The sequence below is a fragment of the Saccharothrix lopnurensis genome (genome assembly GCF_042658445.1).
In the GTDB taxonomy this organism is placed as follows: domain Bacteria; phylum Actinomycetota; class Actinomycetes; order Mycobacteriales; family Pseudonocardiaceae; genus Actinosynnema; species Actinosynnema lopnurensis.
In genome coordinates, this window is sequence record NZ_JBHSQO010000002.1 from 246,673 (window position 1) to 269,622 (window position 22,950).

Annotated in this window: 20 protein-coding genes; 9 read left to right on the plus strand and 11 right to left on the minus strand. The window is 75.9% G+C overall.

Annotated elements, in window-relative coordinates; all coding sequences use genetic code 11:
• Nucleotides 1-11: 11 nt before the first annotated feature.
• From ACFP3R_RS03250 to pheA, 3 genes are read right to left on the minus strand one after another with little or no spacing between them, the layout of a single operon-like run.
• Nucleotides 12-719: an SDR family oxidoreductase gene (locus tag ACFP3R_RS03250; protein WP_380632574.1), complete on the minus strand. Its 708-nt coding sequence runs from the start codon at nucleotides 717-719 to the stop codon at nucleotides 12-14.
• Nucleotides 716-1,342 (minus strand): histidine phosphatase family protein, encoded by a 627-nt coding sequence (locus ACFP3R_RS03255; protein ID WP_380632576.1) that lies wholly within the window; start codon nucleotides 1,340-1,342, stop codon nucleotides 716-718. Before ACFP3R_RS03255 ends, ACFP3R_RS03250 begins: the two co-directional genes overlap by 4 nt.
• Nucleotides 1,339-2,232 carry a prephenate dehydratase gene (gene pheA, locus ACFP3R_RS03260; RefSeq protein ID WP_380632578.1) on the minus strand — a complete coding sequence of 298 codons (894 nt, stop codon included), beginning with the start codon at nucleotides 2,230-2,232 and terminating at the stop codon, nucleotides 1,339-1,341. Before pheA ends, ACFP3R_RS03255 begins: the two co-directional genes overlap by 4 nt.
• A gap of 103 nt (nucleotides 2,233-2,335) precedes the next feature.
• Between pheA and ACFP3R_RS03265 the strand changes: the two genes are divergently transcribed.
• Nucleotides 2,336-2,947: a macro domain-containing protein gene (locus tag ACFP3R_RS03265; protein ID WP_380632580.1), complete on the plus strand. Its 612-nt coding sequence runs from the start codon at nucleotides 2,336-2,338 to the stop codon at nucleotides 2,945-2,947.
• 44 nt (nucleotides 2,948-2,991) lie between these two features.
• Here the strand turns inward: ACFP3R_RS03265 and ACFP3R_RS03270 are convergent, their stop codons facing one another.
• Nucleotides 2,992-3,474, minus strand: coding sequence for a GNAT family N-acetyltransferase (locus tag ACFP3R_RS03270; protein ID WP_380632584.1), 483 nt, complete (start codon nucleotides 3,472-3,474; stop codon nucleotides 2,992-2,994).
• A 61-nt stretch (nucleotides 3,475-3,535) separates the two neighbouring features.
• Here ACFP3R_RS03270 and ACFP3R_RS03275 point away from each other — a divergent pair, with 61 nt between their 5' ends.
• A complete protein-coding gene (locus ACFP3R_RS03275) occupies nucleotides 3,536-4,165 on the plus strand; it encodes a response regulator (RefSeq protein ID WP_380632587.1) in 630 nt (209 codons plus the stop codon).
• Between the two features lie 60 nt (nucleotides 4,166-4,225).
• Here ACFP3R_RS03275 and ACFP3R_RS03280 read toward each other — a convergent pair whose 3' ends face one another.
• From ACFP3R_RS03280 to ACFP3R_RS03295, 4 genes are read right to left on the minus strand one after another with little or no spacing between them, the layout of a single operon-like run.
• The gene (locus tag ACFP3R_RS03280) at nucleotides 4,226-5,347 is read right to left on the minus strand and encodes a GAF domain-containing sensor histidine kinase (protein WP_380632590.1); all 1,122 of its coding nucleotides are present in this window, start codon (nucleotides 5,345-5,347) and stop codon (nucleotides 4,226-4,228) included.
• A complete protein-coding gene (gene cydC / locus ACFP3R_RS03285) occupies nucleotides 5,344-8,418 on the minus strand; it encodes a thiol reductant ABC exporter subunit CydC (RefSeq protein ID WP_380632593.1) in 3,075 nt (1,024 codons plus the stop codon). The genes ACFP3R_RS03280 and cydC overlap by 4 nt, the downstream gene beginning before the upstream one ends.
• A complete protein-coding gene (gene cydB / locus ACFP3R_RS03290; protein WP_380632595.1) occupies nucleotides 8,415-9,449 on the minus strand; it encodes a cytochrome d ubiquinol oxidase subunit II in 1,035 nt (344 codons plus the stop codon). The genes cydC and cydB overlap by 4 nt, the downstream gene beginning before the upstream one ends.
• A gap of 13 nt (nucleotides 9,450-9,462) precedes the next feature.
• Entirely contained in the window at nucleotides 9,463-10,965 is a 1,503-nt protein-coding gene (locus ACFP3R_RS03295) for a cytochrome ubiquinol oxidase subunit I (protein ID WP_380632598.1), read from the minus strand.
• A gap of 153 nt (nucleotides 10,966-11,118) precedes the next feature.
• Between ACFP3R_RS03295 and ACFP3R_RS03300 the strand changes: the two genes are divergently transcribed.
• Both ACFP3R_RS03300 and ACFP3R_RS03305 read left to right on the plus strand, forming a co-directional pair.
• A complete protein-coding gene (locus ACFP3R_RS03300) occupies nucleotides 11,119-11,448 on the plus strand; it encodes a hypothetical protein (protein ID WP_380632599.1) in 330 nt (109 codons plus the stop codon).
• Between the two features lie 249 nt (nucleotides 11,449-11,697).
• Nucleotides 11,698-12,297: a TMEM165/GDT1 family protein gene (locus ACFP3R_RS03305; RefSeq protein ID WP_380632605.1), complete on the plus strand. Its 600-nt coding sequence runs from the start codon at nucleotides 11,698-11,700 to the stop codon at nucleotides 12,295-12,297.
• Between the two features lie 87 nt (nucleotides 12,298-12,384).
• Here ACFP3R_RS03305 and ACFP3R_RS03310 read toward each other — a convergent pair whose 3' ends face one another.
• The 3 genes from ACFP3R_RS03310 to ACFP3R_RS03320 are packed head-to-tail and all read right to left on the minus strand — an operon-like array spanning nucleotide 12,385 to nucleotide 15,093.
• A complete protein-coding gene (locus tag ACFP3R_RS03310) occupies nucleotides 12,385-13,053 on the minus strand; it encodes an IclR family transcriptional regulator (protein ID WP_380632609.1) in 669 nt (222 codons plus the stop codon).
• On the minus strand, nucleotides 13,040-14,230 hold the full coding sequence (locus tag ACFP3R_RS03315) for a fumarylacetoacetate hydrolase family protein (protein ID WP_380632612.1): 1,191 nt from the start codon (nucleotides 14,228-14,230) through the stop codon (nucleotides 13,040-13,042). Before ACFP3R_RS03315 ends, ACFP3R_RS03310 begins: the two co-directional genes overlap by 14 nt.
• Nucleotides 14,227-15,093, minus strand: a complete 867-nt coding sequence (locus ACFP3R_RS03320) for a hypothetical protein (protein ID WP_380632614.1) — start codon at nucleotides 15,091-15,093, stop codon at nucleotides 14,227-14,229. Before ACFP3R_RS03320 ends, ACFP3R_RS03315 begins: the two co-directional genes overlap by 4 nt.
• A 68-nt stretch (nucleotides 15,094-15,161) precedes the next feature.
• Here ACFP3R_RS03320 and ACFP3R_RS03325 point away from each other — a divergent pair, with 68 nt between their 5' ends.
• The 5 genes from ACFP3R_RS03325 to ACFP3R_RS03345 are packed head-to-tail and all read left to right on the plus strand — an operon-like array spanning nucleotide 15,162 to nucleotide 22,880.
• Complete coding sequence (locus ACFP3R_RS03325) at nucleotides 15,162-16,337, plus strand: homogentisate 1,2-dioxygenase (RefSeq protein WP_380632837.1); 1,176 nt, start codon at nucleotides 15,162-15,164, stop codon at nucleotides 16,335-16,337.
• Nucleotides 16,338-16,373: 36 nt separating this feature from the next.
• Entirely contained in the window at nucleotides 16,374-17,657 is a 1,284-nt protein-coding gene (locus ACFP3R_RS03330) for an SWIM zinc finger family protein (protein ID WP_380632617.1), read from the plus strand.
• On the plus strand, nucleotides 17,654-19,081 hold the full coding sequence (locus ACFP3R_RS03335) for a DUF5691 domain-containing protein (RefSeq protein WP_380632618.1): 1,428 nt from the start codon (nucleotides 17,654-17,656) through the stop codon (nucleotides 19,079-19,081). Before ACFP3R_RS03330 ends, ACFP3R_RS03335 begins: the two co-directional genes overlap by 4 nt.
• Nucleotides 19,078-20,166: an ATP-binding protein gene (locus ACFP3R_RS03340; protein WP_380632620.1), complete on the plus strand. Its 1,089-nt coding sequence runs from the start codon at nucleotides 19,078-19,080 to the stop codon at nucleotides 20,164-20,166. The genes ACFP3R_RS03335 and ACFP3R_RS03340 overlap by 4 nt, the downstream gene beginning before the upstream one ends.
• A complete protein-coding gene (locus ACFP3R_RS03345) occupies nucleotides 20,124-22,880 on the plus strand; it encodes a DUF5682 family protein (RefSeq protein ID WP_380632622.1) in 2,757 nt (918 codons plus the stop codon). Before ACFP3R_RS03340 ends, ACFP3R_RS03345 begins: the two co-directional genes overlap by 43 nt.
• The last annotated feature ends 70 nt before the right edge of the window (nucleotides 22,881-22,950 follow it).

The window sequence follows — 22,950 nt, forward strand, 5'->3', positions numbered from 1 at the left end:
CGCCGGGCCCCTCAGCCCACCAGGTCGCGGTAGAAGACCGCCGGGTCGCCCGCCAGCGACGCCTTCACGTGCGCGCTCCAGTCGTCGACCAGGACCTCCACCGCGCCCGCCTCGACCCCGTCCAGGGCGGCCCGCGCCACGTCCGCCGGCTGGTTGATCGGGTCCAGGCCCGTGCCCGCGATCATGTCGGTGTCGGCGGTGCCCAGGTGCAGCGCGGTGACCAGGGTGCCCTGACCGGCGAGTTCGAGCCGGATGCCGTTGGTCAGGCCCCACTGGGCGGCCTTCGCGGCGGCGTAGGCGCCGGTGCCCGGCGCGGAGAACCACGACAGCGCCGACAGCACGTTGACGATCGCGCCGCCGCCGTTCGCGGCCAGCACCGGGGCGAACGCCCGCACCACGTCGAGCGTGCCGTAGAAGTGGGTGTCCATCTCCAGGCGGATCTTCGCCAGGTCCCCGCCGACCAGGTCCTGCGCGGTGTTCACGCCCGCGTTGTTGACCAGCAGCGCGACGTCCCGGGCGACCTCCGCGGCGGCGGCCACCGAGCCGGGGTCGGTCACGTCCAGGCGCAGCACCTCCACGCCCGGCAGGTCCACGGTCCGGGGGTCGCGGGCCGTCGCGTACACCCTGGCCGCGCCGCGTTCGAGCAGGTGGCGGGCGAAGTGCCGGCCGATGCCGCGGTTGGCGCCGGTGACCAGGGCGGTGGAGCCGTCGATCCTCATAGCGGTAACTCCTGCGAGATCACGTCCACGCCGGTCCACGACGTGCACAGCCAACCCTCAAGGGTGCGTTCCAGGACCACGCGGCCGGTGTTCGGCAGCAGGCCGGAGCGGGCCAGTTCGGGGCCCACGTTGACGGCCAGCGCCAGCGCCGCCATGCGCAGCGAGGCGCCGTGGCTGACCAGCACCGCGGTCTCGCCGTCGCGGTGCCGCGCGGCGAGCCGCTCCACCGCGGCCAGGTAGCGGTCGAGGACCTGCCGGCCGCTCTCGCCGCCGGGCAGCGGCGCGTCCAGCTCGCCGTCGCCCCACCGCTTGGCCACCGCCAGGAACGCCTCGAACGCCTCGCGGTCGTGCCGCCCCTCCAGGTCGCCGCAGAAGACCTCCTGCACGCCCTCGACGACCTCGACCTCCAGGCCGTGGGCGGCGGCGACCGGCGCGGCGGTCTGCTGCGCGCGCACGGCCGTGCTGGCGTAGACGGCGGCCACCGGCTCGTCCGCCAGCGCCTCGGCCAGCGCGGCGGCCTGGGCCACCCCGGCGTCGGTCAGCGGCGGACCGGGCGGCAGCGAGTCCAGGGCCATCCTGACGTTGGAGGCGGTCTCGCCGTGCCGCACCAGGACCAGCTTCACGCGCCCCTCCCCTCTCGCACGGCGGCCACCCACGCGGCGGCCGAGACGAACTCGTCGTTGCCCGCGGGCGTCCCGCCCGGCTCGGCCCTCGGGTAGGAGCCGAGGAACCTCAGGTGCTGGCAGTGCCGGTGCAGGCCGGCCAGCGCGTCACCCACCCTGGGCTCGGCCACGTGGCCGTCCATGTCGATGGAGAAGCGGTACTCGCCCAGCCTGTCCTTGGTGGGGCGAGACTCGATGCGGGTCAGGTTGACGGCGCGCAGCGCCAGCTCCGACAGCAGGTCCGCCAGCACGCCGGGGCGGTCCGCGACCGTGCACACCACGGAGGTGCGGTCGCGGCCGGTCGGCTCGGGCAGCGGGCCCGGCTCGCGCAGCAGCAGGAAGCGGGTCTTGGCGTCGCGCACGTCGGCCACGTCGGCGGCCAGCACCTCCAGCGGGTAGTGCCGGACGGCGACCGGGGCGCTCACCGCGGCGTCGAACTGGCCGTGCAGCACGGCGCGCGCCGCGGCGGCCGTGGACGTGGTGGCGACCACCTCGGCGTCGGGCAGGTGCTCGGCCAGCCAGCGGCGCACCTGGCCCAGCGCGTGCGGGTGGCTGGCGACCGTGCGCACGGGCTCGTCACCCGGCCGCTTGAGCACGCTGAACCGCACCGGCAGCACCGCCTCCGCGACCGCGACCAGCGGCTCGCCCTCGGTCAGCGCGTCCATCGTCGCGGGCACGGCGCCCTCGACGGAGTTCTCCACCGGCACGCAGGCCGCCTCGGTCTCCCCGCGCCGGGTCGCGGCCAGGGCGGCGGGCACCGTGTCGAACGGGACCAGCTCCTGCTGCGGGGTGGCGAAGCCGCGTGCGGCCTGCTCGGTGAAGGTTCCGCTGGGGCCGAAGTAGGCGAGCACGAGCGCAACGATACGAGGAGCACGCCAAGTGATCGGCGTTGAGGCGAGGATCACCCGCCCGGCGGGTGCCCGCCCCCGTTCCGCAGCAACGGGTTCTCCTGGAATGCTGGTGTGCGTGTCCGCCGATACGGAGGGTGAGATCAACGCTCCGGTAGCAGTTCCCCGTCTGGTGCTGTGCGCCGTCGACGAACCGCTCGCCCTTGCCTGGGGCGCGGTGGCCGACGGCAGGTCGGGCGTCGAGGTGCACCGGGGCTCGGTGCTCGACATCGTCGCCGAGGCCGTGGTGAGTCCGGCCAACTCCTCCGGCTGGATGCGCGGGGGCATCGACGCGGTCTACGCGCGGGCCTTCCCCCACGTCGAGGACCACGTGCGCGGCGCGGTCCTGGCCCTGCACGGCGGCGAGCTGCCGGTGGGCGAGGCGCTGATCGCGCCGACCGGCGAGCCCGAGCCGGAGTGGCTGATCAGCGCGCCCACCATGCGGCAGCCCGGCGAGCTGCTGCCGGGCGACACCGTGCACCCGTACCTGGCGGCGCGGGCCGTGCTGCGGCTGTGGCTCGACGGGCGGCTGGAGGACGGCAGGCCGGTGCGCGAGGTGGTGCGCACCATCGCCATGCCGGGGCTGGGCACCGGCGTCGGCGGGGTCGCGGCGACCACGTGCGCGCGCCAGGTCGCGGCGGCCTGGGACGAGGTGTTCAGCCCGCTGCCGCGGCGCTGACCTGTGGACAACCCTGTGGACAACATGCGGATCGGTGTGGACAACTAGCGCGGGGCGACCCATCGTTCCAGGTCCAGCTCGTCGGTGATGGGGATGCCGTAGTCCCCGACGCTGGGGATCTCCGGCTTGAGGCGGCGTGATTCGCGCACCGCGTCCGGGCGCAGCGCGGCGAGCCGGAACCCGCGGCGCTGGTAGAAGCGCAGCGCGTCGAGGTTGTCGTTGGTGGTGGTGAGGCGGACGCGGTTGCAGCCGAGTTGCCGGGCGCGCCGCACGACGGCGTCGACCAGCGAGCTGCCCACGCCCCTGCCTCTTCGCAGCGCGTCGATGGTGACGATCTCCAGGTGCCCGTCGACCGCCGAGTAGGTGAGCAGCCCGACGACCTGGTCCTGCTGCTCGACCAGGAACCCGGGCAGGCTGGCGGGGAAGAACACGTGCCCGTGGGCGACCGCCGTGTGGGAACCCCACAGCTCCAGCACCAGCCGGCCGACGACGATCCGGTCCGCTTCCTCGATCGCGCGTACGAACATGTCCTGCACTGTGTTGGTGACCGGGCGTGGCCGGTACCGGCATTCGCCCTATGGTTGGTTCGTGCCGGTGCGAGTGTTGCTCGTGGACGACCACGAGGTGGTCCGCAGGGGACTGCGCGAGCTGCTGGAGGACGAGGACGACATCTCGGTGGTCGCCGAGGCGGGCGGGGTGGCCGAGGCGCTGGTCCGGGCGTCCGCCACGCGGCCCGACGTGGCGGTGGTCGACGTCCGCCTGCCCGACGGCGGCGGGGTCGAGCTGTGCCGGGGCCTGAGGTCCCTGCCGGACGGGCCGCGGTGCCTGGTGCTGACCGCGTTCGACGACGAGGAGGCCCTGGTCGGCGCGATCGTGGCGGGCGCGTCGGGGTACCTGCTCAAGCAGGTGCGCGGGCAGGATCTGGTGCACGCGGTGCGCGAGGTGGCGGCGGGCAGGTCCCTGCTGGACCCCCGGACGACGGCCCGCGTGCTGGACCGCCTGCGGCGGCCGGCGCAGGTCGACGTGCTCGACGCGCTGACCGAGCAGGAGCGGCGGGTGCTGGAGCTGATCGGGGAGGGGCTGACGAACCGGCAGATCGCCGAACGGCTGTTCCTGGCGGAGAAGACGGTGAAGAACTACGTGACGGCGGTGCTGTCGAAGCTGGGGATGGAGCGGCGCACGCAGGCGGCGGCGTGGGTGGCGCGGCGGTCCCGCTGACGGGTGGCGGGTCGCGCCGGCGGTCGGCCGCGCCCCCGCCGGCACCCGTCGCGGACCTCCTCAGCCGCCCAGCGGCACGTGCCAGTCGATCGTCGTCCCGGTGCGGGGCGACGAGGTGATCCCGCAGCCCCCGCCCGCCGCCAGCGCCCGCTCCTCCAGGTGCCGCAGCCCGCGCTTGGCCACCCCGCGCGGGATGCCGCAGCCGTCGTCGGTCACGGTCAGGTCCAACCGGTCCGGGCCCCGGCGCACGGAGATGCCCACGTGCCGCGCGCCGGAGTGCCGCACCACGTTGGACAGCGCCTCCCGCAGCGCCGCCCGCGCGTGGTCGGCCAGGTCGGCGGGCACGGCGGTCAGGTCGCCCTCGGTCCGCACCTCCGGCTCGCACCCCAGCAGCTCGCCCGCCGTCCGCGCCTCGGCCAGCACGGAACGCCCCAGGTCGGCGTCCGACGGCCGGCCGGGGTCGGCGCTGCGCAGCGCCCGCACGGTGGCCCGCACCTCCGCCATGGTCTGGTCGAGCTGGTCCACGGCGTCGGCCAGCCGGCGCGCCTCCCGCCCCTCCAGCCTGAGCCGCCGGTCGAGGAGGTCGAGCTGCACGCCCGTGGCGTAGAGCCGTTGGATGATCACGTCGTGCAGGTCGCGGGCGATCCGCTCCCGCTCCTCGTAGACCGCCACCCGCTGCCGCGCCGTCGACCCCTCGGCCAGCACGACCGCCAGCCCGGCCTGCGCGGCGAACGCCGCCAGCACGTCCACGGTGTCGGGCCGGAACGGCGCGGCGCCCTTGCGCCGGTACACCGCCAGCGCCCCGATCCGGCGCTCCCGGGTCCCGAAGGGCGCCACCGCGAACGGCCCGTACCCGCGCAGCGCCCCGGGCACGAACGGCGCGGTGCGCGGGTCGGTGGTGAAGTCGTCGGCCACCACGGGCACGCAGGTCCGCGCGGCCCGTGCCGCCGACGACCGGCTGGACAGCACCACGCCCACCGGGTCGACGTCGCCGGAGGACGCCTCGACGGTGAGCGTGCCGTCGACCGCGGTGATCATGGCCAGCCCGAGGTCCGCCCCGGCCAGCTCGACCGCGTGCCGCACCACGAGCGGCAGCACGGCGTCCGGGTCGTCGCCGGCGAGCGCCGCCGAGGTGATCTCGGTCGACGCGGCGAGCACGCGAGCTGGGTCCACGGGGGTCAACGGTAGGCCCCGGACCGCACCCGCACCCGGCCCCCGTCGACCTCCAGCACCAGGTCGGCGCGCTCCGCCTCCTCCGGCCGGTGCGTGATGTGCACGACCGTGCGGCCCTCCAGCACGTCGTCGAGCCGGTCCAGCAGCGCCCGCGCGGTGGGCTCGTCCAGGTGCGCGGTCGGCTCGTCGAGCAGCACGAGGTCCCCGTCCCGCAGCAGCGCCCGCGCCAGCGCCACCCGCTGCGCCTCGCCGCCGGAGAGCAGGGTCGGGCCGATCGCGGTGTCCAGGTCGAGCCGCACCCCGGCGACGTCCAGCGCCCACCGCAGCCGGTCGTCGTCGGCGTGCGCGTCGCCGAGCCTGAGGTTCTCGCGCACGGTGGTGGACACCAGCATCGGCTCCTGGGGGCACCACGCCACGCGCCCCGGCCGCGCGACCGCGCCCCGGGCGGGCCCCACGAACCCCAGCAGCAGCGCGAACAGGCTCGACTTGCCCGCGCCGGACGGCCCGACCACGGCCACCCTCGACCCGGCGGGCACGTGGAACGCCACGTCCTCCAGCACCGGCTCGGCGCTCTCCGGCCAGCGCAGCGCGACCCCGTCGAGCGTGATCCCCCGCGCCTCCGACACCTCGGCCACCGCCGCGGGCGGCTCGACGACCCGCCCGTACGCCTCGCGCAGCGCGGCCCGGTGCTGCGCGGCGGCCGGCAGGGCGGCGAGCACCTCGGCCAGGGCCAGCGGCACCAGGCCCAGCACCGGCACCAGCAGCGGGTCGACGCCGGCGGAGAGCCCGACGCACGCCGCGGCGGCCAGCCCGGTGGTCAGGTGCACGACCCCGGTCGCCGCGCCCGCGCCCAGCGCGAACCGCCGCGCCAGCCGGGCCAGGGCGGCGTCGCGCCGGGCGAGTTCGGCCCGCACCGCCCGGTCCGCGCCGAACGCGATCAGGTCCGGCGCGGCGGTGAGCAGCGTCAGCACCCGCTCGGACACCTCCCGCCGCCCGCGCGCCAGCACCGCCGTGGCCCGGCGCTCGGTCAGCACGGCCACCGCCGGCGCCAGCGTGCCGCCGACCAGCAGCGCCACCGCCAGCGCCACCCCGGCCCGCGGCTCGATCAGCGCGAACAGCAGCACCGCGGCCGCCGCCGTGCCCACGGCCACCAGCGGCGGCTGGAGCACCCTCGGCACCAGGTCGCGCACGGTGTCCACGTCGTCCACGAGCCTGGTCAGGTCGGCCCGCCCCGGCCGCAGGCCCCGCCACAGCCGGACCCGCAGCGCCCCGGCCTGCCGGAACGCGGCGTCGTGCGACACCAGCCGCTCCAGGTACCGCAGCACGCCCTTGGTCAGCGCGAACGTCCGCACGCCCACGACCAGCACGGACAGCGTGAGGATCGGCGGCTGGGTGGCCGCCCTGGCGATCAGGTGGGCCGCCAGCGCGGTCAGCGCCACCCCGCTCAGCGCGGCCGCCGCCCCCAGCGCCGCGCCGGCCAGCAGCCGGGCGGTGGGCCGGGGGGTGCGCGGGGTCGCCGCCCGGCGCGGCAGCCGTTCCACCCGCCGCCCGGCCCCGACCTCCTCGGCCCGCTCGACGGACCGGTGCCTGGCCAGCACGACCGCCGCCCCGCCGGCCGCCGCGCGCTCCACCGCCGCCACGACCTTCGCCGCCGCGGCCGGGTCGAGGTGGGCGGTGGGCTCGTCCAGCAGCAGCACGGACGCGCCGTCCCGCACGCGCGTGAGCGCCCGCGCCACGGCCACCCGCTGCCGCTCGCCGGTCGACAGCTCCGCGATCGGCCGCGCCACCAGGTGGTCGGCCGCCACCGAGGCCAGCACGTCGAGGTCGACGCGCCCGGTGGTCAGCTCCAGCTCGTCGGCGACCGTGCGCCCGGCGAACGCGGGCCGCTGCGGCACCCACGCGATCGCGTCCCGGTCCACCGAGACCGACCCGCCGTCGGGCCGCACGAACCCCAGCAGCACCCCGAACAGCGTCGACTTGCCCGCGCCGCTGGGCGCGTCGAGCCGGTGCACCTCGCCGGGCCGCACCCGGAAGCTCACCCCGTCCGGGGCGAACCCGCCGCGCCGCCGCACCCGCAGGTCGCGCACCTCCACCCCGGGAACGCGCGGCGAACCGGCGGGCGCGGGCGGCTCCGGGATCTCCGCGACCCGCCGCACGGCCTCCACGCCGTCCTCGGACGCGTGGTGCGCCGCGCCCGCCGCGCGCAGCGGCAGGTAGCACTCGGGCGCGAGGACGAGCACGACGAGGCCGACGACCAGCGTCATCTCGCCGGACACCAGCCGCAGCCCGATGCCGACCGCGATCAGCGCCACCGACAGCGACGCCGCGATCTCCAGCACCAGCGCGGACAGGAACGCCACCCGCAGCGTGCCCGTGGTGGCCCGCCGGTAGCGCTCGCCGACCTCGCGCACGGCCCCGGCCTGCGCCGCCGCCCGCCCGAACGCGGTGAGCACCGGCAGCGCCCGCACCAGCTCGGCCAGCCGGCCGGACAGCCGCTCCAGCGCCGACGCCGCCTCGGCCACGCGCGCCGAGGTGAACCTGCCGATCAGGACGGCGAACACCGGGATCAGCGGCAGGGTGACCGCGATGAGGAACGCCGAGGTCGGGTCGGTCCACAGGATCCACGCCCCGACCAGCACCGGCACCACCGCGGTGGTCACCAGCGCGGGCAGGTAGCGGGTGAAGTACGCGTCCAGCGCGTCCAGGCCCCTGGTCGCCACCACGGCCAGCTCGGCGGGCCCGCGCGCGACGATCCACGACGGCCCCAGCCCCAGCGCGCGGTCCAGCACCGCGGCGCGCAGCTCCTCCTTGGCGCCCGCGGCGGCCCGCGCCGCGACCGACTCGGTGGCCCACGCGAGCAGCGCCCGCACCACCACGGCGGCGGCCAGGACCCCGAGCGAACCGCCCGCCACCAGGGCGTCGGCCAGCGCGACGGCCTGCCACACCAGGGCGCCGGACGTGGCCACGGCCAGGGCCGCGCAGACGGCCAACGCCCGGCGCGCCGAACGCGAGAGCGCGGGCAGCGCGCCGAGCGGGCCTTTCCCCGGCTTCTTGGCGGAAGGGGCTCCGGGGAAGCTCATGACCCCTGGCCGGCGGGGCGGTCGCCCGAGGGGACGACGTGGACGGGCGGGATGTGCCGGGTGCCGATCCGCCGGCGGAACACCCAGTAGGTCCACCCCTGGTAGACCAGGACGGCGGGGGTGCCGAACGCGGCCACCCAGGTGATCACGGTCAGCGTGTAGGGGCTCGACGCCGCGCCGGACACGGTCAGCGACCACGCCGGGTCCAGGGTGGACGGCAGCACGTTCGGGTACAGCGCGCCGAACAGCGCCGCCACGGTCGCCGCCACCGCGACGCCCATCAGCGCGAACGACTGGCCCTCGCGCCCCAGCACCAGCCGCCCCCAGGCGCCCAGGACCGCCAGCGCGACCACGGTCGACGCGGCCCACGTCCACGCGCTGCCGAACCTCAGCTGCACGGTCAGCAGCAGCACCAGCAGCGGCACCAACGCGACCGGCGCGACCCCCAGCGCCAGCCCGCGGGCGCGGAACCGCACCTGGCCCTCGGTCTTCAGGGCCAGGAACACCGCGCCGTGCACCAGCGAGTACCCGGCGACGGCGACCGCGCCGAGCAGCGTCTCCGGGCGGACCGCGGCGAACGGCGAGCCGACCCGGTCGCCCGCCGCGTCCAGGGGCAGGCCGAACACGGTCGCCGACAGGACCAGGCCGACGCTCAGCGCGGCGGTCCACGAGCCGGTGACGATCACGGCGTCCCAGGCCCGCCGCCACCGCGCCGAGTCGACCTTGCCGCGGTACTCGAACGCCACCCCGCGCCCGATCAGGGCGAGCAGGAACAGCGTCAGCGGCAGGTAGGTGGCGCTGAGCAGCGAGGCGTACCAGTCGGGGAACGCGGCGAACGTCGCGCCCACCGCCACGATCAGCCACACCTCGTTGCCGTCCCACACCGGGCCGATGGTGTTGATCAGCACCCGGCGCTCGGTCTCGTCGCGCCCGAGCACGGGCAGCAGCATCCCGACGCCGAAGTCGAAACCCTCCAGGAAGAGGTAGCCCAGCCACAGCAGGGCGATCACGCAGAACCAGAGCGTCTCCACGGCTCCCCCGCTCTCAGTAGGCGAACGACAGCACGTCGTCGTCCTTCTTCTCCCCGGTCCCGCCCGGGTCCCCGGTCCGGTCCGGCAGCACGCCCGCGACACCCGCGCGGACGTACCGCCGGATCAGGAACCCCTCGACGACCGCCAGCACCCCGTAGACGAGCGTCAAGGAGATCAACGACGTCAACACCTCCCCCGGTGTCGACGACGACACGGCCCGCGCGGTGAACATCCACACCCCGTCCACCCCGCCGGGGTTCGGCACCACCACGAACGGCTGCCGGCCCATCTCGGTGAAGATCCAGCCGGAGCTGTTGCCCAGGAACGGCGCGGCCACGCCGCCCAGCGCGAGCCACGGGAACCACCGGCCGCGCGGCACCCGGCCGCCGCGCGTCAGCCACAGGACCAGCACGCCCGCCGCCGCGCCCGCCGCGCCGAACCCGATCATCAGCCGGAAGCCCCAGTAGGTGACCGGCAGGTTGGGCACGTAGTCGATCGGCTGCCCCGACAGCTCGCCCAGCCGCTCGTCCACCGGGTAGTTGGCCCCGTACCGCTCCTGGTACAGCGGCACCAGCTCCTCGATGCCCTTGACCTCGGTGGAGAAGTCGCCGTGCGCGAGGAACGACAGCAGCGCGGGCACCGTGACGCTCTTGACGTCCTCGCAGTCGGGCCGGCTCACGTCCCCCACGGCGAACACCGAGAACGACGCGGGCCGCTCCGTGTGGCACAGCGCCTCGGCCGCGGCCATCTTCATGGGCTGCTGCTCGAACATCAGCTTGCCCTGGAGGTCGCCGCTCACCGCGAGGCCGGCGAACGCGGCCACCCCGACCCACGTGCCGAGCTTCACCGACGCGCGCCAGACCGCTCCCTCCTCGTCGGCCCGGCCCTCCTCGGCACGCCGCCACAGGTGCCACGCCGCGATGCCCACCAGGAACGCCCCCGCGACGGCGAACGCCCCGAAGACCGTGTGCGGGAAGGCGGCGAGCACGGTGCTGTTGCCCAGCACGGCCCAGATCGAGGTGAGCCGCGGCCGCCCGTCGGCCATCTCGACGCCGACAGGGTGCTGCATCCACGAGTTCGCGGCCAGGATGAAGTAGGCCGACGCGATCGTGGCCAGCGAGAACGCCCAGACGCAGGCCAGGTGGACCTTCTTCGGCAGGCGGTCCCAGCCGAAGATCCACAGGCCGAGGAAGGTCGACTCGACGAAGAACGCGACCAGGCCCTCCATGGCCAGCGGGGCGCCGAAGACGTCCCCGACGAACCGCGAGTAGGCGCTCCAGGTCATGCCGAACTGGAACTCCTGCACGATGCCGGTCACCACGCCCATGGCGAAGTTGATCAGCAGCAGCTTGCCCCAGAACCTGGTCATGGCCAGGTACCTGCGGTCGCCCGTGCGGACCCAGGCGGTCTGCATGGTGGCCACGAGCAGCGACAAGCCGATCGTCAGCGGCACCATGAGGAAGTGGTAGACGGTGGTGATGCCGAACTGCCACCGCGCCAGGTCGAGAACGTCCACGGCTCGAAGTTAGGCCCCGGAGCAGCCTGTTCCCAGGTACGAGGGTCCCGTCGGGGACGGGACCTAGGTCCCGTCCCCGGAATGGCCGCTGAGCTGCGGCGATGCGCCAACTGACGTCGTGGGTCCCGGTTCCCCGGCCTCTGGGGGTCCCCCGTGAAACGGAGCCTGCTCGCCCTGTCCTTCGCCGCCCTCGCGTCGGCCGCCCTCGCCCCACCGGCGAACGCCGTCACGTCCGTGGACCTGAACTGCGAGAGCGGCGGCTCGCTGTACCACTGCTTCGCCCACCACGACGCCGTCGCCCCGGCCACGATCAGGTGGTACGTCAACGGCTCCCCCGTCTCCTCGCTGAACGACCGGACGTTCACCGGTCAGCGCGCCTGCCCGCGCGGCGCGGTCATCAACGTCCAGGTCGTGGTCACCGACGCGACCGGTTCCGCCACCGCCTCCGGCGGCCCGCGGTGCCACGGCGGCCCCTGGCCGTGAGCCACCCCCGTGGGTGCGCTCACATTCCCCCCGACCCCGCCCCCGGTTACGATGGTGGCGCCAGAGGGGAGTAGTTCCCTCGACCCCACGCGGGTCGAGGCGAGGCGATCGACAGACTGATCCTCCGGGATCCGGTCCCTCACCCGTCTTCACGAGGGCGAACGAGACCTCCGGCCGGGCAGTGCACCACGCCCGGTCGGGGTCGTGCTGCCTCCGTCCGGGTCATCCCACCCCTCGGAGGTACATCCCGTGGCACCTGAGCTCATCGCGGCCGCGACCGCGTTCGCGATCATCTTCCTGGCCGAGTTGCCGGACAAGACCATGGTCGCCACCCTCGTCCTCACCACCCGCTACCGGGCGTGGCCGGTGTTCGCCGGCGTGACCGCCGCGTTCGCGGTCCAGTGCGTGGTGGCGGCGACGTTCGGCGGCGTGCTGACCCTGCTGCCCGACCGGGTGGTGGCGGGCGTGGTCGCGGTCCTGTTCGGCGTGGGCGCCTTCCTGCTGCTCAAGGAGGGCTTCTCGCGCGACGACGACGAGACCGACTCCGCGTCCGGCGGCCTGGGGCAGGTGACGTTCCTGCGGGCGGCGCTGACCTCGTTCGGCGTGCTGTTCGCCGCCGAGTGGGGCGACGCGTCCCAGCTGGCGACGGCGGGCCTGGCGGCGCGCTACGGCACGCCGGTGTTCGTGGGGCTGGGCGCGTTCCTGGCGCTGACCACCGTGGCGGCGATCGCGGTGCTGGTGGGCCGCAAGCTCGCGTCCCGCATCCCGACGCGGCTGGTGCAGCGGGTCAGCGGATTCGTGTTCGCCGGGTTCGCGCTGGTCGCGCTGTGGCAGGCGCTGGTCGCCTGAGGACCCGCCCCCGAGGACCCCGCCGGCGCGGCCCCCGGCGCCCGCGGGGCCGGGGGCGCGCCGGTGTCCGGCGCACCCCGCCGAGCCTCACCGCAACGCGTCGGCGACCTCCTGGGCCGCCCGCAGCACCTGCGGCCCCACCACGTCGCCGTCCAGCTTCTCCAGCGCCACCACGCCCACGCTGGCCCGCAACCCGGGCACGCCGCGCACCGGCGCGGCGACCCCGAACGCCCCCGGCTGCAACTCCCCGGTCGAGTGCACCCACTGCCGCCCCTCCGGCGACAGCCCGATGGCCTTGCCCGCCGCCCCCCGGTGCACCGGGTGGCGCGACCCCACCCGGTAGGCCACGTGGTACGCCGTCCAGGAGGGCTCCACCACGGCCACCGCCTGCGCCTCGGTGCCGTCGGCCACGGTGAGGTGCGCGGTGGCGCCCACCTGCTCGGCCAGGACCCGCAGCGCGGGCTGCGCGGCCAGCCGCAGCTGCGGCAGCACGTTGGACGCCAGCCGCAGCACGCCCAGCCCGAGCCGCACCTTGGAGCCCTCCCGCCGCACGAGCCCGCGCGACTGGAGCGGCACCAGCAGCCGGTACACGGCGGCCCGCGACGCGCCGATGGCCGCGGCCAGCTCGCTGATCGACGGCGCCTCCGACTCGGCGTCGGCCACCGCCTGGAGCAGGGCCAGGCCCCGCTCCAGGGTCAGCGAGCTCTCCTTGGAGGCGGGCGCGGGCAGCCGGCCGCGGGGGTCAGGTCTGACCAACGCCGCGCCCCTCGTCGGCGGGCGCGACCGTGCCGACCACCTCGGCCAGCCCGACGACCGAGCCGCCCTCGCCGGGTGCCGTCGCGGTGAGGCGCACGGTGTCGCCGTCCTCCAGGAACGTGCGCTCCCCGTCGCCGACCCGGACCGGTTCCGCGCCGCCCCAGCTCAGCTCCAGGAAGGAGCCGCGCTCGTCGCGGGCCGGGCCGGACACGGTGCCCGAGGCGATCAGGTCGCCCGGCCGGACCGTGGCGCCGTTCACCGACAGGTGCGCGAGCTGCTGCGCGAAGGTCCACGACATCTCGCGGAACGGCGGTCGGGACACCACGGTCCCGTTCCACTCGACCCCGATGGCGATGTCGAGACCCCAGGAGCGCTCCTCGCGCAGGTAGGGCAGCACGTCGTTGCCCAGGGGCGGCGGTGACACCCGGGCCACCGCGAACGCCTCCAGCGGCGTGATCCACGCCGACACCGAGGTGGCGAACGACTTGCCCAGGAACGGCCCGAGCGGCTGGTACTCCCACGCCTGGATGTCGCGCGCGGACCAGTCGTTGACCAGCGCCACCCCGAACACGTGGTCGGCCGCCCGCGACGGGGTCAGCCGCGAGGCGACCGGCCCGCCGCACACGAACCCGACCTCGGCCTCGATGTCCAGCCGCCCGGAGGGCCCGAACACCGGTCCGGACGACGACCGCCGCTGGCCGTGCGGCCGCACCACGGGCGTCCCGGAGACGACCACCGTGCCCGCGCGGCCGTGGTAGCCGACGGGCAGGTGCGTCCAGTTGGGCAGCAGCGGGTCGCCGTCGGGCCGGAAGATGCGGCCCACGTTCTCCGCGTGGTGGCGCGACGAGTAGAAGTCGACGTAGTCGGCCACGGTGAACGGCAGCACCGCCCCGTCCAGGCCGACCAGCGCCGCGCCGCGCGGCGCGGCCGTGGCGTCGACGACCTCCACCAGCCGCGCCCGCAGCTCGCTCCACGCGGGCCGCCCGGCCGCCAGCAGGGCGTCCAGGGAGTTCCCGGCCACCAGCGGCTCCAGGCGCTCGCCCAGGGCCAGCCCGCGCAGCGGCAGGGCGGAGTCCCCGACCCGCACCGCGACGCCGGCCGGCAGCACGCCGTAGGGCAGGGTCTGCGGCCCGAACGGCCCGTCCGGCGTGAACGCCGGGTCGTCGATCCAGCTCACAGCAGGCCCAGCTCCCCCAGGTCGGTGATCGGCTCGTCGAGCGAGCACGACCCGTAGGAGGCGAACACGCCGCGCACGGCGTGGGCGGCCTGGTCGGACAGCGCCGCGGCCTCCTCGCCGAGCGCCGCCGCGTCCGTGCTGGCCAGCGCCGCGCGCACGTCGCCGCCGGACAGCGACCGCGCGGTGGCCACCAGCAGGTTGAGGAACCCGTGGTGGGTGAAGCCGGTCTTCGGGTCGGTCTGCCGGACGGCGTGGTGCAGGCCGGCGGTCGCCTTGAAGGCCACCCCGCCGCCGCTGACCACGGCCAGGAAGTCGGCGACCTCGTCGACGCCGGGGAAGTTCTCCCGGCTCAGCCCGCCGCAGCGCAGCTTGGGCCAGCTGCCGTGCTCGATGACCCGGCGGACGCCGTCGAGCCAGCCCTCACCGCCCCGGCGCGGCTCGACGACCCGGATGACGTCCTCGGGCACGAATTCCGAGACGCGTTCCAGCCACACCTCGTCCACGTCGGACGGGGCGGGCATCTCGACCATGCGCAGCGCCAGCAGTTCGCTGCGCGATTCGACGATCGACACGGCCTTGGGCACGCCGCCCAGCCCGGTGTCGATCACCAGCGACAGGGCGACCGGTTTCACCGGCTTGACCTTGATCAGCTCGGTGATCAGCTCGGCCAGCCGCGACGCGGGGCACAGGAAGAGCCCCACGGCTCCCGCCCATTCCCCGGCGCGCGCGTCGAGGTGGCCGCGCACGGCGTCGGGCATCGACGCGTTCCCCGGGGGGAACAGGGCGGCGTCGTCTACAAGCCTCGCCAGCAGGGGCGGAGTGCCGCGTGGACCGGGCGCACGGAGTTCGAAGGCGCTTGACACGGCTGACACGCTAGTGGCGACCGGCCAATGAACAAAGATGTCCGATTATCGAACGCGTGGAGTGGACGATGGCGTACTACCGGCAGGTGGGTGAGATCCCCCGAAAGCGCCACACGCAGTTCCGCACCCCGGAGGGCGGGCTGTACGCGGAGGAGCTCATGGGCGTGGAGGGCTTCTCGGCCGACTCGGCGCTGCTCTACCACCGCCACCTGCCCACGGCGATCGTCGACGCGGTGACCGTGGAGGAGCACCGCGGCGCCCTGTCGCCGAACCTCCCGCTCAAGCCGCGCCACTTCAAGACACCCGACCTGACCTGGGACGACGCCACCGACGCGGTCACCGGCCGGCGCACCCTGCTCGGCAACGCGGACGTGGTCGTCGGGTTCGTCCGCGCGTCCGCGCCCAGCCCGCTCTACCGCAACGCGGCGGGCGACGAGCTGCTGTACGTGCGGACCGGCTCGGGCGTGGTCGAGACGATCTACGGGGCCCTGCCGGTGGGCGAGGGCGACTACGTGGTGCTGCCGACCTCCTGCACCTACCGGGTGGTGCCCGGGGAGCCGATGGACATCCTCGTGCTGGAGGCGACCGGGCACGTCGGGCCGCCGCGGCGCTACCTGTCGAACAAGGGCCAGTTCCTGGAGCACTCGCCGTACTGCGAGCGCGACGTGCGCGGCCCCGCCGAACCGCTGCTGGTCGACGGCGAGGACGTGGACGTGCTGGTGCGGCACCGCGCCGGCCTGACCCGGTTCACCTACGCCAACCACCCGTTCGACGTGGTCGGCTGGGACGGCTGCCTGTACCCGTGGGCGTTCAACGTCCGCGACTTCGAGCCGATCACGGGCCGCGTGCACCAGCCGCCGCCCGTGCACCAGACCTTCGAGGGTCCGAACTTCGTGGTGTGCTCGTTCGTGCCGCGCAAGGTCGACTACCACCCGCTGGCCGTCCCGGTGCCCTACAACCACGCGAACGTGGACTCGGACGAGCTGATGTTCTACGTGGGCGGCGACTACGAGGCCCGCAAGGGCTCCGGCATCGGCCTCGGCTCCCTGTCGCTGCACCCGTCGGGCTGCACGCACGGGCCGCAGCCGGGCGCGGTGGAGGCGTCGCTGGGCGCGGAGCGGTTCGACGAGACCGCGGTCATGGTGGACACCTTCCGCCCGCTGGAGCTGGGCGAGGCCGCGCTGGCCACCGAGGACCCGGGGTACGCCTGGTCCTGGGCCCGCCGGGGGCCTGACCTGGAGTGATCCACTTTTGTCGGTGGGTGGTCCTAACCTGCCGACATGGACGCGCGAGCGGTGCTGGAACTGGCGCCGGACAGCCGGGTGGCGAGCAGCGCCACCCGGTTGGCCGGGTCCTCCGGCTGGCGGGGGACGGGTCGCGACGACACGGCCCTGTGGGGCCTGTGCGCGGGTAGCGGCGCGCACCCCTACCAGGTGTCTGTCGACCTGGGCGACCGCGCGTCGAAGTGCTCGTGCCCCTCGCGCAAGTTCCCGTGCAAGCACGCGCTCGCGCTGCAACTGCGGCACGTGCGCGAACCGCTGCCCGTCGCGGAGCCGCCCGGGTGGGTGGCGGAGTGGCTGGCGCGGCGGCGGCGCGCGGAGGTCGCCGCGGCACCCGCGGACGACTCGCCGGAGGCCGTGGCGCGGCGGGCGCGGGCCAGGGAGAAGACCGCGCTGGCGCGGCGGGACGCGGTGCGCGCGGGCGTGACCGGGCTGGCCGACTGGCTGGCGGACGTGGCGGACGCGGGCATCGCGGGGTTGCCCGCGCGCGACGCGGAGTGGTGGCGCTCGATCGGCGCGCGCATGGTCGACGCGCAGGCCGGGGGGCTGGCCTCCGCCGTCGACGAGGTGCGCCGGCTCGTCGCCGCCGGCGGGCCGGCGTGGGCGCACGACGCCGCCGACCGGCTGGGCGGCCTGCACCTGCTGACCAGGCTGGCGGACTCGCCCGGCCCGGCCGACGTGGTGCGCGGCCGGATCGGGTTCCCGGTGACCGAGGAGGAGGTCCGCGCGGGCGCGGGCTGGTCGGACCACTGGGTGCCGCTGCTGAGGCTCGACTCGGACGACGGCCTGGTGCGCACCGTGCGGCAGTGGGTGTGGGGGCGCGCGCACGGCTGGGTGGTGGCGGTGCGGCACGCGGGGGGCGGGGCGCGACCGGGGGCGCCGCTGGCGCACGGGGTGCGGGTCCGGGGGGTGCTGCACCCCTACCCCGGCGCGCCGCCGCGCCGCGTCGCGGTGGGCGAGGACCTGGTCGAGCGGCCGCCGGGACCGGTGCCCGCGCCGGGGACGTGGCGGGAGGCGCTGGCGGGCCTGGAGGAGCCGCTGAGGGCCGACCCGTGGCAGCGCCTGCACCCGCTGGGCTGCGCCTCGGTGCGGCCGACCCGCGACACCGCGCGGCTGGTCGACGGGGAGGGGCGCGGCGTGCCGGTGCGGGCCGACCTCGGTCTGGACCAGGCGCTGGCCGTGACCGGCGGCGGGGTGTTCGACGCCTGGGGGCTGTGGGACGGGCGGGAGCTGCGGCTCGGCGCGGTCGCGCTGCCCGGCGGGGCGCCGGAGGTGGTCGGATGAGCACCCGGGACGCCTGGCAGGAGACCGTGCAGGCCCTCCTGGTCGGCGCGCGGCGGTCCGGCGCCGCGCCCGCCGACCTGCTCGACCGGTGCGCCGAACTGGGCCTGGCCGCCCACGCCGCGCACCTGCCGCCGGTCGTGGACGCGCCGCCGCTGGACCCGGCGCCCGCGTCCGTCGACGTGCCGGTCCACCGGCTCGCGCGGGGCGTGCTGGTGCAGGTCCTGGCCCTGGAGGACCAGGTCCTGCTGACCGAGTGGTGCGGCCTGGCCAAGGCCGCGCACGCGGTGGCCGACCACCGCGAACTGCCCGCGCTGCTCGGCCTCGGCACCGCGCACCCCGGCCTGCGCCCCGCGATCACCGCCGTGCTCGGCGCGCGGGGCCGGTGGCTGGCGGGCCTGCGGCCGGCCTGGGCGTGGGCCACCACCGACGACGAGGGCGGCGACGTGCCCCTGGCGGAGGTCCTGGACCTGCCGGGCGCCGCCCGGTCGGCCGCGCTGCGCCGCGCCCGCACCCGCGACCCGGCGGGCACCCGGGAGTTCCTGGCCGCGCAGTTCGACCGGCAGCGCCGCGCCACCGACCGCCAGGTGCTGGTCGGTGCCCTGGAGACCACCCTCGGCCCGGACGACGAACCGCTCCTCGAACGCGCCCTGGACGACCGCGCGATCGGCGTGCACGACGAGGCGCTGCGCCTGCTGCGCACCCTGCCCTCGTCGGGGCTCGCCGACCGCGCCGCCGACCGCCTGCACCGGGGCCTGTGGCTGACCGCCGACGGGTTCGACGTGCAGAGCGACGAGCTGTGGACCGAGCCCCACCCCGAGCCGGACGAGGCGCGCGACCTGCTCAAGGACGGTTCGGAGACCGGCGTGGCCGGGCGCATCCGGGGCGCGGCGGCGAGCGTGCCGCCGCGGCACTGGACGAACCGCCTGGGCACCGACGACGAGGGCGCGGCCGCGGAGCTGGCGCGCGGGGTGTGGGCGGGCGAGCTGCTGCGCGGCGTGGCGCAGAACCTGCGGCTCGCCGAGGACGCCCGGCCGTGGGCCGTCGCGGCCACCCGCGCGCTGACCGGCATGGAGCAGCTGGAGATGCTGGCCGGCCTGCCCGCCGAGTTGGCCGCGCGCACGGTCGTCGAGGTGTCCGGGCAGTGGAACTACGACCTGCTCGACCACGCCTGCTCCCAGCTGCCCTCGCCGTGGAGCCCGCGGGCCACCGCCGACCTGCTCGACCGCTACGCGGCGGCCCGCGCCCCGAAGTGGCGCGCGGGCAGGCCGCCCGCCGTGCTGCTCGCCCGGGGCGACGCCGAGGTGCTCGGCGCGAACTGGGACCGCGTCACCGAACGGTGGCCCGAGCACACCGTCGACCTCGACGTCCTGCGCCTGCGGGTGCAGCTGCGCGAGGCGTTCAACCACCGGGAGGAAAGCCAGTGACCAGCGAGACCGTGCTGCGGCCCGCGGCGGAGCAGCAGTACGCCGCCGAGCTCGCCGCCCTGGCCGCCTCGGACGACCGGCTCCGCCCACCGCGCTGGCGGCTGTCGCCCCGGGCCGTGGTCACCTACGTGCTCGGCGGCCGCACCCCGGACGGCACCGTGATCACCCCGAAGTACGTCGGCGACCGGCGGCTGGTGGAGGTCGCGGTCGGCACGCTGGTCACCGACCGGGCGCTGCTGCTGGTCGGCGTGCCCGGCACGGCGAAGTCGTGGCTGTCCGAGCACCTGGCGGCGGCCGTGAGCGGGAACTCGACGCTCGTCGTCCAGGGCACCGCGGGCACCGGCGAGGACCAGGTCCGCTACGGCTGGAACTACGCGCGGCTGATCGCCGAGGGGCCGTCCGAGGCGGCGCTGGTGCCGAGCCCGGTGATGACCGCGATGCGCACCGGCGCGGTCGCGCGCGTCGAGGAGCTGACCCGGATGCCCGCCGAGGTGCAGGACTCGTTCATCACGGTCCTGTCGGAGAAGACGCTGCCGGTGCCGGAGCTGGGCAGCCAGGTGCGGGCCGTGCCCGGGTTCACCGTGATCGCCACGGCGAACGACCGGGACCGGGGCGTGAACCAGATGTCGTCGGCGCTGGCCCGCCGCTTCAACACGGTCGTGCTGCCGCCGCCGGCGACCGAGGACGCGGAGGTCGAGATCGTGTCGGCGCGCGCGGCGCAGCTGGGGCGGGCGCTGGAGCTGCCCGCCGAACCGCCCGCGCTGGAGGAGGTGCGCCGGGTCGTGCGGATCTTCCGCGAACTGCGCAACGGGTCCACGGTGGACGGCCGGACCCAGCTGAAGCGGCCCAGCGGCAGCCTGTCCACGGCCGAGGCGATCTCCGTGGTGACCAGCGGCATGGCCCTGGCCGGCCACTTCGGCGACGGTCGGATCACCGCGGACGAGCTGGCGTCGGGTCTGCTCGGGGCCGTGGTGAAGGACCGCGTGTCGGACACCGCGGCGTGGCAGGAGTACCTGGAGGCGGTGGTCAAGGAGCGGTCCGAGTGGCGCGACCTGTACCGGGCGTGCCGGGACCTGGTGGGCTGATGGCGCGCGAGCAGCCCCTGCCCGAGCGGGTCACCCTGCTCGGCATCCGGCACCACGGTCCGGGGTCGGCGCGGATGGTCGTGGCGGCGCTGGAGGCCGTGCGGCCGGAGGTGGTGCTGATCGAGGGGCCGCCGGAGGGGGACGCCCTGCTGCCGCACGTGCCCCGGCTGACGCCACCGGTGGCGCTGCTGCTGCACGACGAGGCGGATCCCGCGCGGGCGGCGTTCTGGCCGTTCGCCGGGTTCTCGCCCGAGTGGCGGGCGCTGACGTGGGCCCACGAGCACGACGTCCCGGTCCGCTTCTTCGACCTGCCGGCCGCCGCGTCCCTGGCCGACGGCCCCGCCCCTGCCGCTCCCGCCCCTCCCGCTTCACCGGATTCCCTCCCCGCCTCCCCCCTGCCGGCCTCTCCCCCTCCCACCTCTGCCCGGCCCGACTCCTCCGACGATGCCCCCGCCCCCGGGTCCCCCCTCCCCGACAGCTCCGCCCTGCCTGCTGCCTTGCCTTCCGATCCGCCCCCCGCCCTGCCCTCCGAACCGCCCCCCGCTCTGCCCTCCGAACCGTCCCCCGCCCTGCCCTCCGACCCTCCCGGGGACGTACCCGCCCAGGAAATCCAGCAGGAAATCCAGGCGGCTTTGGATCCCTTGGGCGTCCTGGCCGAGGCAGCGGGCTTCGACGACCCGGAGCGCTGGTGGGAGGACGTGGTCGAGCACCACACCGACCCGGCGGACCTGCCGGGAGCCGTGGCGGAGGCGATGTCCGCGCTGCGCGAGGAGTTCGCCGACCAGGTCGATGCGCGAACCCTGCGCCGCGAGGCCGCGATGCGCCAGAACCTGCGCCAGGCCCTCAAGGACTTCCCGGGCCCGATCGCCGTCGTAGCCGGCGCCTGGCACGTCCCGGCCCTGCGCACGCTCCCACCCGCCGCCGTCGACCTCGCCGCCCTGAAGGGCTTGCCGCGCAGGAAGATCTCGGGCACGTGGGTGCCGTGGAGCCACGGCCGCCTGGCCGCCGCCTCCGGCTACGGCGCGGGCGTGGCCTCACCCGGCTGGTACGCGCACCTGTGGGAGTGCGCAGAACGGGGCGACGCGGTGCCGCGCTGGTTCGCCCGCGCGTGCGCGGTGCTGCGGGCCGAGGACCTCCCGGCGTCGACGGCGAGCGCGGTGGAGGCGGTCCGCCTGGCCGACACCCTCGCGGCCCTGCGCGGCCGACCGTCCCCCGGCCTGGCCGAGGTGATGGAGGCGGCGCTCGCGGTCCTGTGCGGCGGTGACGAGACCCCGCTGCGCCTGGTCCACGACCAGCTCGTCATCAGCGAACGCCTGGGCGAGGTGGGCGACGGCGTGCCCACCTCCCCCCTGGCCGCCGACCTGACCCGCCTGCGGCGGAAGCTCCGGATGCCGCCCCCGGACACGCGCAAGGCGATTCGCCTGGACCTGCGCAAGGACACCGACCGCGAACGCTCGAAGCTCCTGCGCCGCCTGGACGTCCTGGACGTCCCGTGGGGCACCCCGGACGCCACGCGCACCCTGGGCACGTTCGCCGAGGCGTGGCAGCTCCACTGGCAGCCGGAGTTCGCCGTGTCCCTGGCCGTGGCCGCCCGCCACGGCACCACGGTCGAGTCAGCCGCCCGCCAGGTCCTGACCACGCACGCCGACGAGGCGACCCGCGTGGTCGACGCCGCCGAAGTCCTCAGCCGAGCCGTCGGCTGCGAGATCCCCGAGGCGGTCACCGCGGCACGCCGAGCCCTGGACCGCTGCGCCGCCGCAGCCACCGACGCGCTCGAACTGCTGACCGCCCTCCCGAACCTGGCCACCACGGTCCGCTACGGCTCGGTCCGGGGCACCGACCCCGACCTGCTGCGCGTGGCCCTGCACGGCCTGCTCGCCCGCGGCGCCGTCGGCCTGCCGCTGGCGTGCCGGGGCGTGGACGACAACACGGCCGAACGAGCCCTCAAAGCCATCGACGGCGCGGAAGACGCGGTGCGCCTGGCCGCCGACGACGAACACCGCGACACCTGGCAACGGGCCCTGCGCTCACTGGTCGCGATGCCCGACGCACACGGCCTCCCCACTGGCCGGGCCACCCGGCTGCTGTGGGAGACCGGCGTGCTCGACTCCGACGCGGTCGCCGCACGCCTGCACCGGGCGGTGTCGGCGGGTGCGGCCGGGGCGGGCCGGGGCAGGTGGGCGGGCTCAGGGGCGGCAGGCACGGGCTCGACGGGCATGGGTTCGGCAGGCACGGGCTCAACGAATTCCGGCTCGGCGGGCTCGGGCCCGGCAGGCGCGGGCTCGGGTTCGGGTTCGGCAGGCGCAGGCACGGCGGGCTCGGGCTTGATCGGCTCGGGCTCAGCGGGCTTCACCGGCACCGGCACCGGCTCGATCAGCTCAACTTCGGGCTCCGGCTCAACGGGGGCCACGGCGTTCGTGGCGGGCTTCCTGCGTGGCTCGGCGGCGCTGCTCACCGCTGACCCCAGGCTGTTCGGCGTGGTCGACGAGTGGCTGACCGGCCTGCCCGGCGCGGACTTCGAGGCCGCGCTGCCCCTGCTGCGCCGGGCCGTGACCGAGTTCAGCCCGGCGGAGCGGCGGATGCTCGGTGACCGGGTCCGGGGCACGGCGGCCGGGTCGTCCGCTGGTCCGGGCGGCTCGGGTGAGTGGGACGAGGCCCTGGCGGGCCGCCTCGTCGAGCACGTGCGGGTGCTGCTGGCGGAGGTGGGCGGGTGACGTGGGGGGTGGTCGGCGTTCCTCATGTTCCAACCGATGAACGAGAACACCGTTTCCGTACATTTTCGGC